The sequence below is a fragment of the Collinsella aerofaciens genome, from assembly GCF_028209625.1.
GTDB lineage: Bacteria > Actinomycetota > Coriobacteriia > Coriobacteriales > Coriobacteriaceae > Collinsella > Collinsella aerofaciens_AM.
This window is the reverse complement of the sequence record NZ_JAQLDU010000025.1, coordinates 1-14014: the sequence shown is the minus strand read 5'-3', so window position 1 is coordinate 14014 and position 14014 is coordinate 1. Positions and strand designations below refer to the sequence as shown.

Sequence of the window (14014 nt, the reverse complement as noted above, 5' to 3'; positions counted from 1 at the left end):
CACCCTGAGGTCTATACTCATGGAAAACCTCCCATTTCCCGATGTCCAAGAAATGGGAGGCAGTTCACTGTCCCCTTCGTGGTGGTTTCGTTGACTCAAAAGCAAGAGACCCGGTCCTGCACGAGGCAGAACCGGGTCTCTTTAGCAATGCTTGCTTTGCTCAGGCAGTAACTGTTAGTTACTCAGCCAGGAAGTCGCGCTGGATAGCGGGATCGACCTTGACGCCAGGGCCCATGGTGGAAGACACGGAGATGGACTTGACGTACTTGCCCTTAGCAGAAGAGGGCTTGACGCGCAGGATCTCGGTGTACAGGGCAGCGTAGTTCTCGACGAGCTGCTGCTCAGAGAAGGACTTCTTGCCCAGGGGAACGTGGCAGATGCCGTAGCGGTCGGCGCGGTACTCAACGCGGCCAGCCTTGAGCTCGGAGACCATCTTGGCGACGTCCATGGTCACGGTGCCGAGCTTGGGGTTCGGCATGAGGCCACGGGGACCAAGGATCTTACCGATGCGGCCAACCTTGGCCATCATGTTCGGCGTAGCGATAGCGGCGTCGAAGTTGATCTCGCCCTTCTGAATCTGGGCGACAAGCTCGTCGGAACCGATGATGTCGGCGCCGGCAGCCTCAGCCTCGCGGGCCTTCTCGCCCTCGGCGAAGACGGCAACACGAACGGTCTTGCCGGTGCCGTGGGGCAGGGAGATGGAACCACGGATGTTCTGGTCAGCCTTACGAGTATCGATGCCCAGACGGAAGTGGGCCTCGACGGTCTCGTCGAACTTGGCGGTGTCGAGCTCCTTGATGAGCTTGGCAGCCTGAAGGGGGGTGTAGAGCGTGGCGCGGTCGATCTTCTCGGCAGCGGCGTTATAGCTCTTACCATGCTTAGCCATGTGCATTACCTCCTGTGGTTAAACGGGCGTGAGCCCTCCCACATCGTATCGTGTGCCCTATTGCACACATATAACGGGCGCCCCGGTCGGAGCACCCGTCATTACCTAAAGAAATCGCTACTCAGTGATGGTGACGCCCATGGAGCGGGCGGTACCGGCGATGATCTTCTTGGCGGCGTCAATGTCGTTGGCATTGAGGTCCGGCATCTTGATCTCGGCGATCTTGGTGAGCTGCTCCTGGGAGAGCTGACCAACCTTGTCGGCCTGGGGCTTAGCGGAACCAGACTTGAGGTTCAGCTCCTTCTTGATGAGGTGAGCCGCCGGCGGGGTCTTGGTGATGAAGGAGAAGGACTTGTCCTCGTAGACAGAGATCTCAACGGGGATGATGTCACCCTTCTTGTCCTGCGTCTCGGCGTTAAAGGCCTGGCAGAACTGCATGATGTTCACGCCAGCGGCGCCCAGGGCGGGACCGACGGGAGGAGCGGGGTTAGCTGCACCAGCAGGAATCTGGAGCTTAATGACGTTGGCAACCTTCTTCTCAGCCATGGTCATTCCTTTCGAATCACGAGTGTGAAGTACTTGCTATATCGTAAGCACGCACGTGTTAGAAGCACTCCTGAGATGAGCAGTCACAGAAGAAGCACGCTCGCGCGAACGGACGAAAACTTAAGCGATGACAGCGACCTGGTTAAAGTCGAGCTCGACCGGCGTCTCGCGGCCAAAGATCATCAGCGTGACCTTGAGCTTGCCAGCCTCGGTGTTAACCTCGGAGACCTTGCCATCAAAGTCGGTAAGCGGGCCATCGGTGACGCGGACGGACGTGCCGACCTGAATATCAACCGAGGTGCGCTTGGGCGAATCGCCCTTACCGGGACGACGAGTCATCTTGTTGTACTCGTCGCGGGAAAGCGGAGCGGGCTTGCCGTTGCCGCCCAGGAAACCGGTGACGCCAGGCGTGTTACGAACGCACGTCCAAGCATCGTCATCCATCTCCATGCGGACCAGGACATAACCCGGGAAGATCTTGGAATCCTTGGTCTCACGCTTGCCACCCTCTTTAATCTCGGTGACGCGCTCCATAGGAATCTCGATATCAAAGATACGGTCCTGCATGCCCATAGTCTCGATGCGATGCTCGAGATCGGACTTAACGCGGTTCTCGTATCCAGAGTAAGTGTGAACGACGTACCAACGCTTAGACATGGTTTAGCCCCTCAATCCAGAGAACAGAGCAAGAGCCTCGCCAAAGCCAGCATCGAGCAGAGCGATGACGACGCCGACGACGATCAGAGAAGCGCAAACGACGACCGAGTAGTTCACGAGCTCCTTCTTATCGGGCCACGTGACACGCTTCATCTCGGACTTCACCGAAGCGAAATACTTCTTGGTGCGGGCGAAGAAACCAGGCTTCTCGTTCTTCTTAGACTTCGCAGCCTTCTCGCTCTTCTTGGCAACGGCCTTCTTGGCCTCAACCTTGGAGTTGGCGGCAGCGTTGTTGGCAGGTGCCGGCTGCTGTGCCTTCTTCTTGTTCTTCTTGTTGGCCATTTGGGTTACCTCCGCGCAATGCGCTTATACATGAGTAAACCGTAAGCCCCCAAGTGGGAGCTTACGGAATAATGACTGGCACGCCAGGAAGGACTCGAACCCTCAACACTCGGTTTTGGAGACCGATGCTCTACCAATTGAACTACTGGCGTATATGACTAGAGACTAGCGAGTCTCTTTGTGCAGCGTGTGGTGACGGCACCAGGGGCAATACTTCTTGATCTCCATACGATCAGGCATGGTCGACTTGTTCTTGGTGGTCGTATAGTTGCGGCGCTTGCACTCAGTGCACGCAAGAGTAACTAGAGTACGCATGTATCCTGAACCTTTCATTTCCGCCCCGTACGGGCACGAGTTGTTACTTTATCAGCTCCACGTAAGTGCTGTCAATGAAAACCTCGAGTCAATTGGTTCTCGGTGGATCCATTCATATTTGGAACACATCAATGAAGCCATCGAGATCTAATCGACGGTGCATCCAGGACCATTATCGATCCTCTCGACACCAGCAACGGCTCAATATCCATTGCAGAAAAGAACCCGGCACCCAAATAAGTGCCGGGTTCTCTAAGTCAGCTATATCAAAGAGCTTATTTACTCAATGATCGTGGAGACGATGCCCGAACCGACGGTGTGGCCACCCTCGCGGATAGCGAAGCGCAGGCCCTCCTCCATGGCGATCGGGTGAATGAGGTCGCCCTCGATGGTGATGTGGTCACCAGGCATAGCCATCTCGGTGCCCTCGGGGAGCTTGACCGTACCGGTAACGTCGGTGGTACGGAAGTAGAACTGAGGACGATAACCATCGAAGAACGGGGTGTGACGGCCGCCCTCCTCCTTGGTCAGAACGTAAATCTCACCGGTGAACTTGGTGTGCGGGGTAACCGAACCGGGCTTGCAGAGAACCTGGCCGCGCTCGATGTCCTCGCGCTTGATGCCGCGGAGCAGCAGACCGACGTTGTCGCCAGCCTCGCAGAAGTCCATGGACTTACGGAACATCTCGATACCGGTAACGACGGTGTTCTGGGTATCCTTGATGCCGACGATCTCGACGGGCTCGTTGAGCTTAAGCTCACCGCGCTCGACACGGCCGGTAGCAACGGTACCACGGCCGGAGATGGTCATAACGTCCTCAACAGCCATCAGGAACGGAAGGTCGTTGTTACGAGCAGGCGTCGGGATGTACTCGTCGACAGCGTTCATGAGCTCGCGAATGGCGTCCATCCACTTGGCGTCGCCCTCGAGAGCGCCCAGAGCGGAACCACGGATGACGGGGATGTCGTCGCCGGGGAAATCGTACTCGGAGAGGAGCTCACGGGTCTCCATCTCGACGAGGTCGATGAGCTCGTCATCGTCGACCATGTCGCACTTGTTCAGGAAGACGACGATGTAGGGAACGCCGACCTGACGGGCGAGCAGGATGTGCTCGCGAGTCTGAGCCATGGGGCCGTCGGTAGCGGCGATGACCAGGATAGCGCCGTCCATCTGAGCAGCACCGGAGATCATGTTCTTGACGTAGTCAGCGTGGCCCGGGCAGTCAACGTGAGCGTAGTGACGGGCAGCAGTCTCGTACTCGACGTGGGAGACGGAGATCGTAATGCCGCGCTCGCGCTCCTCGGGAGCCTTGTCGATGTTCTCGAACGCAGTGAAGTCAGCCTTGCAGCCCTCGGTCTCGGAGAGAACCTTGGTGATGGCGGCGGTCAGCGTGGTCTTGCCGTGGTCGACGTGACCAATGGTGCCGATGTTAACATGCGGCTTAGTGCGCTCAAACTTCTCTTTGGCCATAAAGCCCTCCTCTTAACAGGTCGTCCCCGGACGGGACTTTGCCTTTATACCATAGTGGCCTCTCAACATACTATTGAGAAGCCACCGTGTTACCTATGGTAGCGGTGACTGGATTCGAACCAGTGACGCCACGGGTATGAACCGTGTGCTCTAACCAACTGAGCTACACCGCCGGATGGAGCCTGCAACCAGACTTGAACTGGTGACCTCTTCGTTACCAACGAAGTGCTCTACCGACTGAGCTATACAGGCACTTGACGGGTGGGAGCTATAGGATTCGAACCTATGTAGGCAGAGCCAACGGGTTTACAGCCCGTCCCCATTAACCACTCGGGCAAACTCCCAATCGTTCAAGTATTCGCAGGTCCTTTGGTCTTTTGGACCGCCGCCCCCGCGAACGAAAAAGATAATACGATGCAACCTTGGGGGCTGTCAACGAAAACCTCTAGATACACGGTGCCGGGCGTATCTATATACCTTTGACCTGCGGTTTTGCTGTGTTTGGATATGAAGGACGGTGGTTTTGGATACAGAGGTGACATTTCCCAAGGTAACACTTTGGCGTAGTGGAGTACACCTTCAGGATCGAACTTCGATAACAGCCTATTTGCACCTATATATAGGTCGAGATCGGGCTTCCGCGGCAGATTCGAGCGTGGATTTTCTCCCGTTTGAAATCGAGCGTGGATAATCTCCCACTATTGGCGTGCCCCCAAGGCCAAAGTGGCAGATTATCCACGATCATTCACTAAGCGGGAGATTTTCCACGCTCGTACGTCCGATAATCCACGCTCAGGGGGGGGGCAGCCGAGCTCGACACGGCTTTTGTCTCGATCTGTAACATATAGAGAACATTTTCTCCCCTATCTGTTACAGGTCGAGATATTACGCAGAGACCTCCGCTTACGTCTCATTCTGTAACAGTAAGAAAGGTTTTCAGCTTCTTCGTGTTACAGATCGAGTCAAACCTGAAGCTTGGTTGGCGCCAAACACGCTGACTTATCGACATAAATAGAAACGGGCCCTGTCCCTCAGGGGGACAGGGCCCGAAACTCTCATGGAGCCAGTGACAGGAATCGAACCTGCAACCCACTGATTACAAATCAGTTGCGCTACCGTTGCGCCACACTGGCACACTTGGCGCTTTCGCGCGAAGCCAGTTAAGAATAAAGGAATTGCGGACGAGGCGCAACAGACCCTTCGACCGACCATATCTCAAAACTATTCGTCAGAACGAATAGTTTTATCCGTTCGCCAAAACCAAAAACTATTCGTTTTGGCGACGGCAACCCACAGTCCGTTGATTACAAATCAACGGGCCGGCCAATTGGGAAACGGGTCTCTATGGATAATCCCCTACCTCCCGCGCAGGGCCTTGAGCTTGGCCAGGGCATCGGGGCTCAGGCGGCTGCCCAGGGTCATCTTGATCTGCGGAGCTTCCTCTGCCTCGTGAACATCGTTATCTATCTGCTTGATCTCGTCCACCAGCATGCGGCTCGAGATGCGCGTAACGCCCTTACCCATGACGACGGCCTGGATCGTGCCGTCGCTCGACACCACGGAGCACGCGCGGCCTTCCTCGCGCGCCTCGATGCAGAGCTTCTGCACCACGGTGTCGGCCGATACGCCCGTCGGCGAAAACTCGATGCGCACGCCGCGGGCCGGCAGATTGGGGCGCTCGTTGGAGATATTGCCTGCGCCGTCAAACACGATTACGGCTTCGTAGCGGCCTTGAGCAAACGCCGCCACATCGTTGATGAGCGCGGTGCGCGCCATATCGTGAACGTCGCTGGAATACGGATCGTCGGAATGGTCGTACACGAGCTTTTCGTAGCGCGGCGTGCAGTGGATCACGTTGTAACCGTCAACCACCAGCAGCTCGGGCTTGTTGGAGCGCACCGTCGAGACTGGATCGGCGATAGCCTGTGCAAACGCATTGCCGCCCACGCCATAGGTCGCGGCCGAAACAATCGGCTTGGCCGAGCCTTCGCCAAAGCGCTTGGCCTTGGACTTGGCGCGGTTCTTCTTGGACATGCGCTACTCCTCCCCCATGAGCTCGCCGGCGTTGCGGCGCAGCCACTCAAAGCACAGCGCCGTGGTCGCTTGGGCAACATTGAGGCTCTCGGTCATGCCGCGCTGGGGAAGCTTGGTCAAAAAGTCGCATTTCTCGAGCACTAGGCGCGAGATGCCGTCGCCCTCGGAGCCCATGACGAGAGCCACGCGACCCTCGAAGGGAGCATCCCAGCAACTGCCTTCGGCGTGCTCGGAGGCACCGCCCACCCAAAAGCCAGCGGCCTTGAGGTCATCGAGTGCACGGGCGATATTGGGAACCTGCGCGATAGGCAGATGCATGACGGCACCGGCAGAGGTCTTGTAGCTGCCCACGGTTACGCCGGCGGCACGCTTATTGGCGATGATGACGCCCGCGGCGCCCACGACCTCGGCGGAACGCACAATGGCGCCAAAGTTGCCGTCGTCGGTCACGTGGTCGAGCACCACGACGAGCGCCGGTCCGTCACCCGCGCGGTCGAGGATATCGGCGACATCGGCATAGGGGAAGTTGCCAACCTCGAGCGCAATGCCCTGGTGAGCGCCATGGCTCGACAGTGCGTCGAGCTGCGCGCGCGGCACATACTTAATGCGGACGCCCGCGGCGTTGAGGTCATCGACCAGACGCGACGAGGCGGCATCGCGCTCCCCGCCCTCGGCAATGAGCGCGCACTTGATGGGAAAACCAGTGCGTAGCGCCTCGGCGGCAGCACGACGACCTTCGATAAACTCGCCCTTGGGAGCCTGGACAGCGTCGCGGTTGCGATCGCGCTGCGGACGCGCGGCCTGGGTGCGGTCGCGCTGTCCCTTGGAAGCAGCAGCGCGATCGTTACGGCGAATCGGACGCGAGCCAGAAGCAGCCTGCTTGCCGCCACGAGGCGCACGCTTGCGATTGTCGGCCATAAAGCGACCTCCTAAATACAACTATCAAACGAAACAAATAGACCGACCGCCCGAGGTGCGGCAGATTGCCTTGAAAGAGGAGGGCATAGACCTTGAGGTCATGCCCGACGATTGAAAGGCAAGGTGCCGTGGCTCGGGCGGTCGGGTGCTTGGGAAACCCGCAGGGATTAGAGAGTCTTAATACGAGTGCCGGCGGCAGTATCCTCAATCGTCAGGCCTAGGTCCTTGAGCTGGTCGCGGATGGCGTCGGCCAGATCCCAGTTCTTGGCGGCACGGGCCTCGGCACGAGCCTCGAGAATCTTGGCAGCGGCCTCGTCCACGTCGTCGCCCGTGTAGGCGACCAGACCGGCGGCAACGCCCAGCAGACCCAGCGGCAGCTCGACCTTGGGCTCGGGAAGCTCAACGCCAAATGTGTCGAGCAACTCAACCAGCGTATCGGCGGCAGCAAGCGCGGCGGCCTTGTCGGCAGCATCGCCCGCCTGCTCCAGGTACTGGTTGCACTCGGTCACAAAGCCAAAGACAGCACCCATGGCACCGGCAGTGTTAAAGTCGTCGTCCATGCACTCCTTAAAGGCGGCACGGGTCTCGGCGGCCTTGGCGGCAAACGCCTCAGATGCTGCCTCATCGGCATCGGCCGCCGCATGGTTCGCGGCCCAGCGCAGGTTCTCGACCGTACCGGCGATACGCGTAAGCGAGTTCTCGGCACCCTCCAGGCGCTCCCAAGAAAAGTCGAGCGGCGAGCGATAGCTCGTCTGCAGCATCAGCAGGCGCAGGGCCGCAGCAGAGTGCTGTTCGAGCACCTCGGCCAGCGTAAAGAAGTTTCCGAGCGACTTGGACATCTTCTCGCCGTCTACCAGCAGCATGCCCGTGTGCATCCAGGTGTTGGAGAAACCCTGGTGCCAGGCGCAGGTGGCCTGGGCACACTCGTTCTCGTGATGCGGGAAGGCAAGGTCGGAGCCGCCGCCGTGGATGTCGATCGGGGTGCCCAGGTAGCGATGCACCATGGCGGCGCACTCGGTGTGCCAACCGGGACGGCCTTCGCCCCAGGGGCTCGGCCAGCTGGGCTCGCCGGGCTTGGCGGCCTTCCACAGGGCAAAGTCGAGCGGGTCGTTCTTGTCCTCGTTCTCCTCGATGCGCGCGCCAACCATCAGATCGTCGATGTTGCGGCCCGAAACCTGACCATAGTTGGGATCGCTGCGCACGGCAAAGTACACGTCGCCGTTATCGGCGGCGTAGGCATGGCCCTGCTCGATAAGCGTCTTGATCATAGCGATCATGGGGCCGATCTCCTTGGTGGCGCGGGGGCGCACATCGGGGTCGAGCACGTTGGCGGCACGCATGACGCCGATGAACTTGTCGGAGAACTCCGTCGCGACCTCGGCGGCCGTGCGGCCCTGCTCGTTGGCGCGCTTGATGATCTTGTCATCGACATCGGTGAGGTTCTGGGCGAACGTGACCTCGTAGCCGCTCGCGATGAGCCAGCGACGAATCACGTCAAAGCTGATGAACGTGCGGGCATTGCCGATGTGGATGTTGTCGTAGACCGTGGGGCCACACACGTACATGCGGACCTTGCCGGACTCGATGGGCTGGAACTCTTCCTTTTTATGGGTAGCGCTGTTGTAGATACGCATTCGTTACTCCTTAACGGTTTTCTGTAGCAGGCAGACGGCCCAGGCGCCAATTCCCTCGCCTTGGCCTTCCCAACCGAGCTTTTCGGTCGTGGTGGCGGCGACGCCCACGTTTTCGACGTCAACGCCCAGGGCATGGGCAAGGTTGGCGCGCATGGCATCGCGGTGCGGGGTGATCTTGGGTTGCTGACAGGCAATGGTGCAATCGGCATCGACAAACTCGAAGCCCAGCTCGCGCGCGTAGTCCATCACGCGAGCGAGCAGCACCATCGAATCGGCACCCTCATAGGCGGGGTCGGTATCGGGGAATAGCTTGCCGATGTCTCCCCCGCGGCAGGCGCCCAGAATGGCGTCGGCCAAGGCGTGCGCGAGCACATCGGCATCCGAGTGGCCCAGCAGGCCGCGCTCGTAGGGAATGTCAACACCGCCGATGATACATCGACGCCCCTCCACCAGACGGTGGACGTCGTAGCCATGGCCAATGCGCAGGTTACTGAACATGGGGAAGGTCCTCTCCCTCGGCCATGCGGCCAAGCAGAATCGCGGTTACGGGACGCAGGTCCTCGGGCACCGTCACCTTAAGGTTATCGCGCGGGCTCTGGACGCAGCGGACGCGCCCACCCATGCGCTCGACCAGTGACGAATCGTCCGTGCCGATAAAGCCCTCGGCAATCGCCGCGGCATGGGCGCGCTTCATGGCGTCGACACTAAAAATCTGCGGCGTCTGCGCGGCCCAGTACAGCTCGCGCGGCGGCGTCTCGACGATGTTGTCGCCATCGACGATTTTGAGTGTGTCGATGGCAGGCTGGCCGCACACGACACCGTCGAGGGCACGGTCGCTCACGAGCACGTCGATAGCGTGGTCGATAGCCTCGGTCGTAATGAGCGGACGGGCGCCATCGTGGATGGCGACATATTCGAAACCCGCCGGCACCGCGTGCACGCCGGCGCGGGTGGAATCCTGGCGGGTCTCGCCGGCATCGGCAAAGCTGATGGGCGTGCTATACGAATACGGGCTGATGGCCAGGCGGCGCATCTCGGCACGACGCTCGGCAGGGCAAACCACGACGATGTGGCCGACCTTATCGCTACGGTCAAATGCGCGGATGGACCAGCTCATAAGCGGACGGCCCGCTACATTGACGAGCTGCTTACCACCGGGGTTACCAAAGCGCTGGCCGCTGCCACCGGCAACGACCACGGCGCATACGGGCGCCATTATGCGTTCCCCTGTTTGGTGCCCTTCATGCGGTACAGGGAGTCCGCAAGAATGGCAGGGTTGTTGACGCCAAAGTCGCCCAGGCGCTCCGGATCTTCGCTGATGTCGTCCATGAGCTCCTGCAGCGATCCATACTCGTCGACGATCTTCTCGGCCACGCCGTCGCGCACGACGGACACGCGCGAAAGCGTGCGCAGGCCCAGCGGTGTCATGACGGAGTCCTCGTCCAGGTCGTCGTAACCCAGAACCGCCGCCACATGCTGCGGGTCGGACAAGTCCTTGGGCGTCATACGGCTCAGGTTGGCGCGGATCTTTTCGGCATTGGCCTCGGAGGAATCGCTCGCATAGTCGCGAATCATCAGGTCGTACTCGGTATCCATGCTGGAGCCGGCGAGCTGCTCGAGCTGCATCTGCACGAGCTTGCCCTGGTTGCCCAGCTTGACAATGCAATCCTTAAGTTCGGTCTTTGCCTGCTGCATGATCTCGAAGCTCGAGAAAATCCCGGTAATGTCGGCGAGCGTAACGTAGTCGTCGAGCTCGAGGGCCGTCAGGCGCAGCAGGGAGCGGTCGAGCGACTGACGGGTAGTCTGGAGCGTGGCGACGAGCTGGTTGACCGAGCTCATGATGGTGGTGACGGGCTGGATCTCGTAGCTCTTGCCGTGAACGTACACGTTGACGACGGCACGACGGGCCGAGACCGAGATCACGATGGCATCCGTGAGCACCGACATGCGGGCGGCGGTGCGGTGACGCATGCCCGTCTCACTCGTGGCAAGCGAGGGATCGGGATTGAGGTGGAAGTTGGCGCGCAGGATCTGGGTGAGGTCGCCGTCGATGACGATGGCGCCGTCCATCTTGGAAAGCTCGAACAGGCGGTTCGAGGTAAACGAAATGTTGAGCGGGAAGCCGTCGTTACCAGCAGCGAGCACGTTTTCGGTGTCGCCGACGCAAATAAGAGCGCCCAGGTGACCAGCAATGATCATGTCGAGGGCGGTGCGGATCGGCTGGCCAGGTGCCGTCAGGCGGATGGCCTGTTCCATACGCTTTTGCAGCTCGTTCTTATCCAAGGCATCGCTCCCATCGTATACGCTCCATAAACGTCAATAAGTTTCTCACGGTTTGCCTCTGTGACGCCCGCAAAATCCGATGCTTACAGAATGAGCGAACACAGCTGAGAGCCCCAATCCAAATGAGCTGCTTATGTGGTAGCATCGGGATTCGCATAAATGAGGGAGTAGTCGCGTGATCGGGTTCGCCTCCGGTGGCGCGGCAAGTCAACACACTGGCCGATGCGGCCTGGCTTGCCTTAATGAACGAGACTCGTGGCTGTGCGCGCAACGCGTACGCCACGGGTCTTTTTTGTTACTCCCCCAAGAGGTACACGCGGGCCCGCCCGCAGAGAGGGAGCCAGACTATGGGACTCGCAGAGCTCGTGCTGCTCGCCGTTGGCCTTTCGATGGATGCCTTTGCCGTATCCATCTGCAAGGGCCTTGGCATGAAGAAGATCAACCTTAAAGTCGCCGTGGTGCTCGGCCTGTTCTTTGGCGGCTTTCAGGCCGGCATGCCCGTAATCGGATGGGCGCTTGGCAGCCAATTCATGGGCATCATCGGACCCATCGACCATTGGATCGCCTTTATCCTTTTGGCCTTTATCGGCGGCAAAATGCTGTGGGAAGCCTTTACCGAGGACGAGAATGAAGGCGACGGCAAGGATGCCGAAAAGATTGACCTGGGCGAGTACCTGATCCTCGCCATCGCCACCTCAATCGACGCCCTAGCCATAGGCATCTCATTTGCGGCGCTCTCGGTTGACATCGTTCCCGCTGTATCGCTTATCGGCGTCACAACGTTTATCTTCTCCGTCGCCGGCGTAGCGATCGGCCACACCTTTGGCGCGCGCTACGAAAAACCTGCCACCATCGTGGGCGGCATCGTGCTCATCCTCATCGGACTTAAGATCTTGCTTGAGCACCTTGGGATCCTCGCACTGTAACGCCAAACACAATCGCTCAAAACTCAACGCCAGTACAAGGCCTCATGCAAAGTTTTGCATGAGGCCTTTTCGTGCAGACTTTTGCATGTCATACTGATATGCAAAAGTCTGCACGTTAGGAGATCGTCGTGAATACCCTTCCCATCACCACACCGCGCCAAGCTGGCATCTACGTGCGCCAGGCACGCGAGGCTCAGGGTCTCACCCGTGCCGCCCTCGCCAAAACGGCCAGTGTTTCGGAGCGCCTGCTCGCATCGCTCGAGCTGGGAGACGCCACCGGCATTCGACTCGACAAGTTGCTGTCCGTCTTTAACGCACTCGGCATAGGTCTCTTTGCGCAAAGCGATAACGACTCCATCGCATCGCCCTCCGAACATCCGACGACGAAAGCGGACCTCCCTATCGCGAACTCGAATGCCCTGCCAAAGCCAAGCGTAGGCAGACGACCCGCTCGACAGGGAACGCCATCTTCCTATGGTGCCTTGCTGGCCCAAATCGCAGCCGAGCAAGGCCTTTCCGGCACTTCAGGCCTCTCCTTTGGCTGTAAGGTTGTGAAATAAATGGCAGAGATGGAGCTTGCAACCCTCATTTGTGGCGAAATCGCAGGCACTCTCCGGCAAGACAAGCATGGACTCTGCAGCTTTGTATACGCCCCAACCTATCGCGGAGCACCGCTATCGCTAACAATGCCGCTTTCCAATCGCACGTATGGCCATAACATCGTCTGCCCGTTCCTATTTGGCCTTTTGCCCGACAGTCAAGAGCAGCGTCGCGCTATTGCCGCCGAGTATGACGTTGCATCCAACAACCCCGTCGCCCTCTTGTGCCATATCGGTCTTGACTGCGCAGGGGCCGTTCAGTTTTGTCGAACCAATCAATTAGGCGCCGCCCGCGGCAGGGTCTCGGCATACCGCCCGCTTACCAATTCTCAAATCGCTCACAAGCTCAAAGCAATTCGCGATGACGAAAGAGAGACATGGATGGGCTCCAACGAAAGCTGGTCCCTGGGCGGCAACCAAGGCAAATTTGCACTAGCTTGGCATGATGGCCAATGGTGCGAATGTCTAGGGTCATCCCCCACTACCCATATCTTCAAAAATGGTGTCGTTGGGTTCAAACATCAGGCCTTAAACGAATTCGTCTGCATGAAAACGGCTCGGCGTGTTGGCATTCCAACTGCCAACGTCTCCTATTGCACATTTGAAGACGAAGCCGCGCTCGTCGTTGAACGGTACGACAGAATGGTCAATAGCAGCGGAAATATCGAAAGGCTGCATCAGGAGGACTTTTGCCAGGCGCTCGGTGTATTGCCAAGCCAGAAATACACCGCCGACGGAGGACCAACCACACGAGACATCCAAGAACGACTGATTAACACAGTCCCCCACCACATGAATCTTGTGCTTTTTACCTATATGTTGTTCTATAACGCCATTATCGGAGCGCCTGACGCACACGCTAAAAACTACTCGCTCATCCTAGGTAAAGGCACAAACGCAGCGCTCGCACCCATGTACGATGTCGCATCGGGCTTGGCGTACGAACGTATGCGCCGCCGGGCGCGCCTTGCCATGAGCGTTGGCGGCGAAAATCGAGTGGGGCGCATCGGTCCAGGCGCTATCCGCCGATACCACGGTATGGGCGACCCCGCGCTGGAGGCGGCGCTCACCGATGCCGGGCTATCCGAGAAGTTTTGCTTTGCGACCATGATGGACCTCGCCTACGAGGTGCCCATTTGCATGGAAGAGATCATGGACGAACACGCCGACCTGCCCGGCATGGCGGACCTGCGCGAGCACATGCTCGGCCCCGTCCGCGAAAACTGCCAGCGCACCCTCGACCTCATCAAGGCGGATATGGGCTAGGCGCCAATCAATCCACATTTCTTAAAAGAAGAGGGGGGGCACCCGTCGCAAAAGCTCGGATGCCCATTACAGTCTGAAGTGGGCCACCGATAAATTTCGATGGCGAGCATTCGGCGCATTGCCTACGATACGGGCAAG

At 58.9% G+C, this 14014-nt stretch carries 15 protein-coding genes and 5 tRNA genes; 3 read left to right on the top strand and 17 right to left on the bottom strand.

Annotated elements, in window-relative coordinates; genetic code table 11:
* Window positions 1-178: 178 nt before the first annotated feature.
* The 17 genes from rplA to disA form a co-directional block, all read right to left on the bottom strand.
* Complete coding sequence (gene rplA / locus PMW70_RS09325; RefSeq protein ID WP_089572518.1) at window positions 179-886, bottom strand: 50S ribosomal protein L1; 708 nt, start codon at window positions 884-886, stop codon at window positions 179-181.
* 117 nt (window positions 887-1003) lie between these two features.
* A complete protein-coding gene (gene rplK, locus PMW70_RS09320; protein ID WP_271744695.1) occupies window positions 1004-1432 on the bottom strand; it encodes a 50S ribosomal protein L11 in 429 nt (142 codons plus the stop codon).
* Window positions 1433-1552: 120 nt separating this feature from the next.
* Complete coding sequence (gene nusG, locus PMW70_RS09315; RefSeq protein ID WP_006234984.1) at window positions 1553-2089, bottom strand: transcription termination/antitermination protein NusG; 537 nt, start codon at window positions 2087-2089, stop codon at window positions 1553-1555.
* 3 nt (window positions 2090-2092) lie between these two features.
* Window positions 2093-2431: a preprotein translocase subunit SecE gene (secE, locus tag PMW70_RS09310; RefSeq protein WP_117840004.1), complete on the bottom strand. Its 339-nt coding sequence runs from the start codon at window positions 2429-2431 to the stop codon at window positions 2093-2095.
* A 76-nt stretch (window positions 2432-2507) separates the two neighbouring features.
* Window positions 2508-2583, bottom strand: a tRNA-Trp gene (locus PMW70_RS09305).
* Window positions 2584-2596: 13 nt separating this feature from the next.
* The gene (gene rpmG / locus PMW70_RS09300; protein ID WP_022093895.1) at window positions 2597-2746 is read right to left on the bottom strand and encodes a 50S ribosomal protein L33; all 150 of its coding nucleotides are present in this window, start codon (window positions 2744-2746) and stop codon (window positions 2597-2599) included.
* 279 nt (window positions 2747-3025) lie between these two features.
* A complete protein-coding gene (gene tuf, locus PMW70_RS09295) occupies window positions 3026-4216 on the bottom strand; it encodes an elongation factor Tu (protein ID WP_117563790.1) in 1191 nt (396 codons plus the stop codon).
* A gap of 96 nt (window positions 4217-4312) precedes the next feature.
* Window positions 4313-4389 (bottom strand) — tRNA-Met (locus tag PMW70_RS09290).
* Window positions 4390-4392: 3 nt separating this feature from the next.
* A tRNA-Thr gene (locus tag PMW70_RS09285) sits at window positions 4393-4468 on the bottom strand.
* Window positions 4469-4478: 10 nt separating this feature from the next.
* A tRNA-Tyr gene (locus tag PMW70_RS09280) sits at window positions 4479-4560 on the bottom strand.
* Window positions 4561-5274: 714 nt separating this feature from the next.
* Window positions 5275-5349: transfer RNA gene (locus tag PMW70_RS09275), tRNA-Thr, on the bottom strand.
* Window positions 5350-5572: 223 nt separating this feature from the next.
* Window positions 5573-6250: an NYN domain-containing protein gene (locus PMW70_RS09270; protein ID WP_271744693.1), complete on the bottom strand. Its 678-nt coding sequence runs from the start codon at window positions 6248-6250 to the stop codon at window positions 5573-5575.
* 3 nt (window positions 6251-6253) lie between these two features.
* The gene (gene rlmB, locus PMW70_RS09265; RefSeq protein ID WP_271744692.1) at window positions 6254-7168 is read right to left on the bottom strand and encodes a 23S rRNA (guanosine(2251)-2'-O)-methyltransferase RlmB; all 915 of its coding nucleotides are present in this window, start codon (window positions 7166-7168) and stop codon (window positions 6254-6256) included.
* 167 nt (window positions 7169-7335) lie between these two features.
* Entirely contained in the window at window positions 7336-8802 is a 1467-nt protein-coding gene (cysS, locus tag PMW70_RS09260; RefSeq protein WP_271744691.1) for a cysteine--tRNA ligase, read from the bottom strand.
* 3 nt (window positions 8803-8805) lie between these two features.
* Complete coding sequence (ispF, locus tag PMW70_RS09255) at window positions 8806-9300, bottom strand: 2-C-methyl-D-erythritol 2,4-cyclodiphosphate synthase (RefSeq protein WP_006234975.1); 495 nt, start codon at window positions 9298-9300, stop codon at window positions 8806-8808.
* The gene (gene ispD / locus PMW70_RS09250; RefSeq protein ID WP_271744690.1) at window positions 9290-10018 is read right to left on the bottom strand and encodes a 2-C-methyl-D-erythritol 4-phosphate cytidylyltransferase; all 729 of its coding nucleotides are present in this window, start codon (window positions 10016-10018) and stop codon (window positions 9290-9292) included. The genes ispF and ispD overlap by 11 nt, the downstream gene beginning before the upstream one ends.
* Window positions 10018-11058, bottom strand: a complete 1041-nt coding sequence (disA, locus tag PMW70_RS09245; RefSeq protein ID WP_369831362.1) for a DNA integrity scanning diadenylate cyclase DisA — start codon at window positions 11056-11058, stop codon at window positions 10018-10020. Before disA ends, ispD begins: the two co-directional genes overlap by 1 nt.
* Window positions 11059-11432: 374 nt before the next feature.
* On the opposite strand from disA, the gene PMW70_RS09240 reads away from it, so the two are divergent.
* The 3 genes from PMW70_RS09240 to PMW70_RS09230 all read left to right on the top strand — a co-directional run bounded on the left by PMW70_RS09240 (window position 11433) and on the right by PMW70_RS09230 (window position 13876).
* Complete coding sequence (locus PMW70_RS09240) at window positions 11433-12011, top strand: manganese efflux pump MntP (protein ID WP_271744689.1); 579 nt, start codon at window positions 11433-11435, stop codon at window positions 12009-12011.
* 128 nt (window positions 12012-12139) lie between these two features.
* Window positions 12140-12571, top strand: coding sequence for a helix-turn-helix domain-containing protein (locus tag PMW70_RS09235; protein WP_271744688.1), 432 nt, complete (start codon window positions 12140-12142; stop codon window positions 12569-12571).
* Complete coding sequence (locus tag PMW70_RS09230) at window positions 12572-13876, top strand: type II toxin-antitoxin system HipA family toxin (RefSeq protein WP_271744687.1); 1305 nt, start codon at window positions 12572-12574, stop codon at window positions 13874-13876.
* Window positions 13877-14014: the final 138 nt, after the last annotated feature.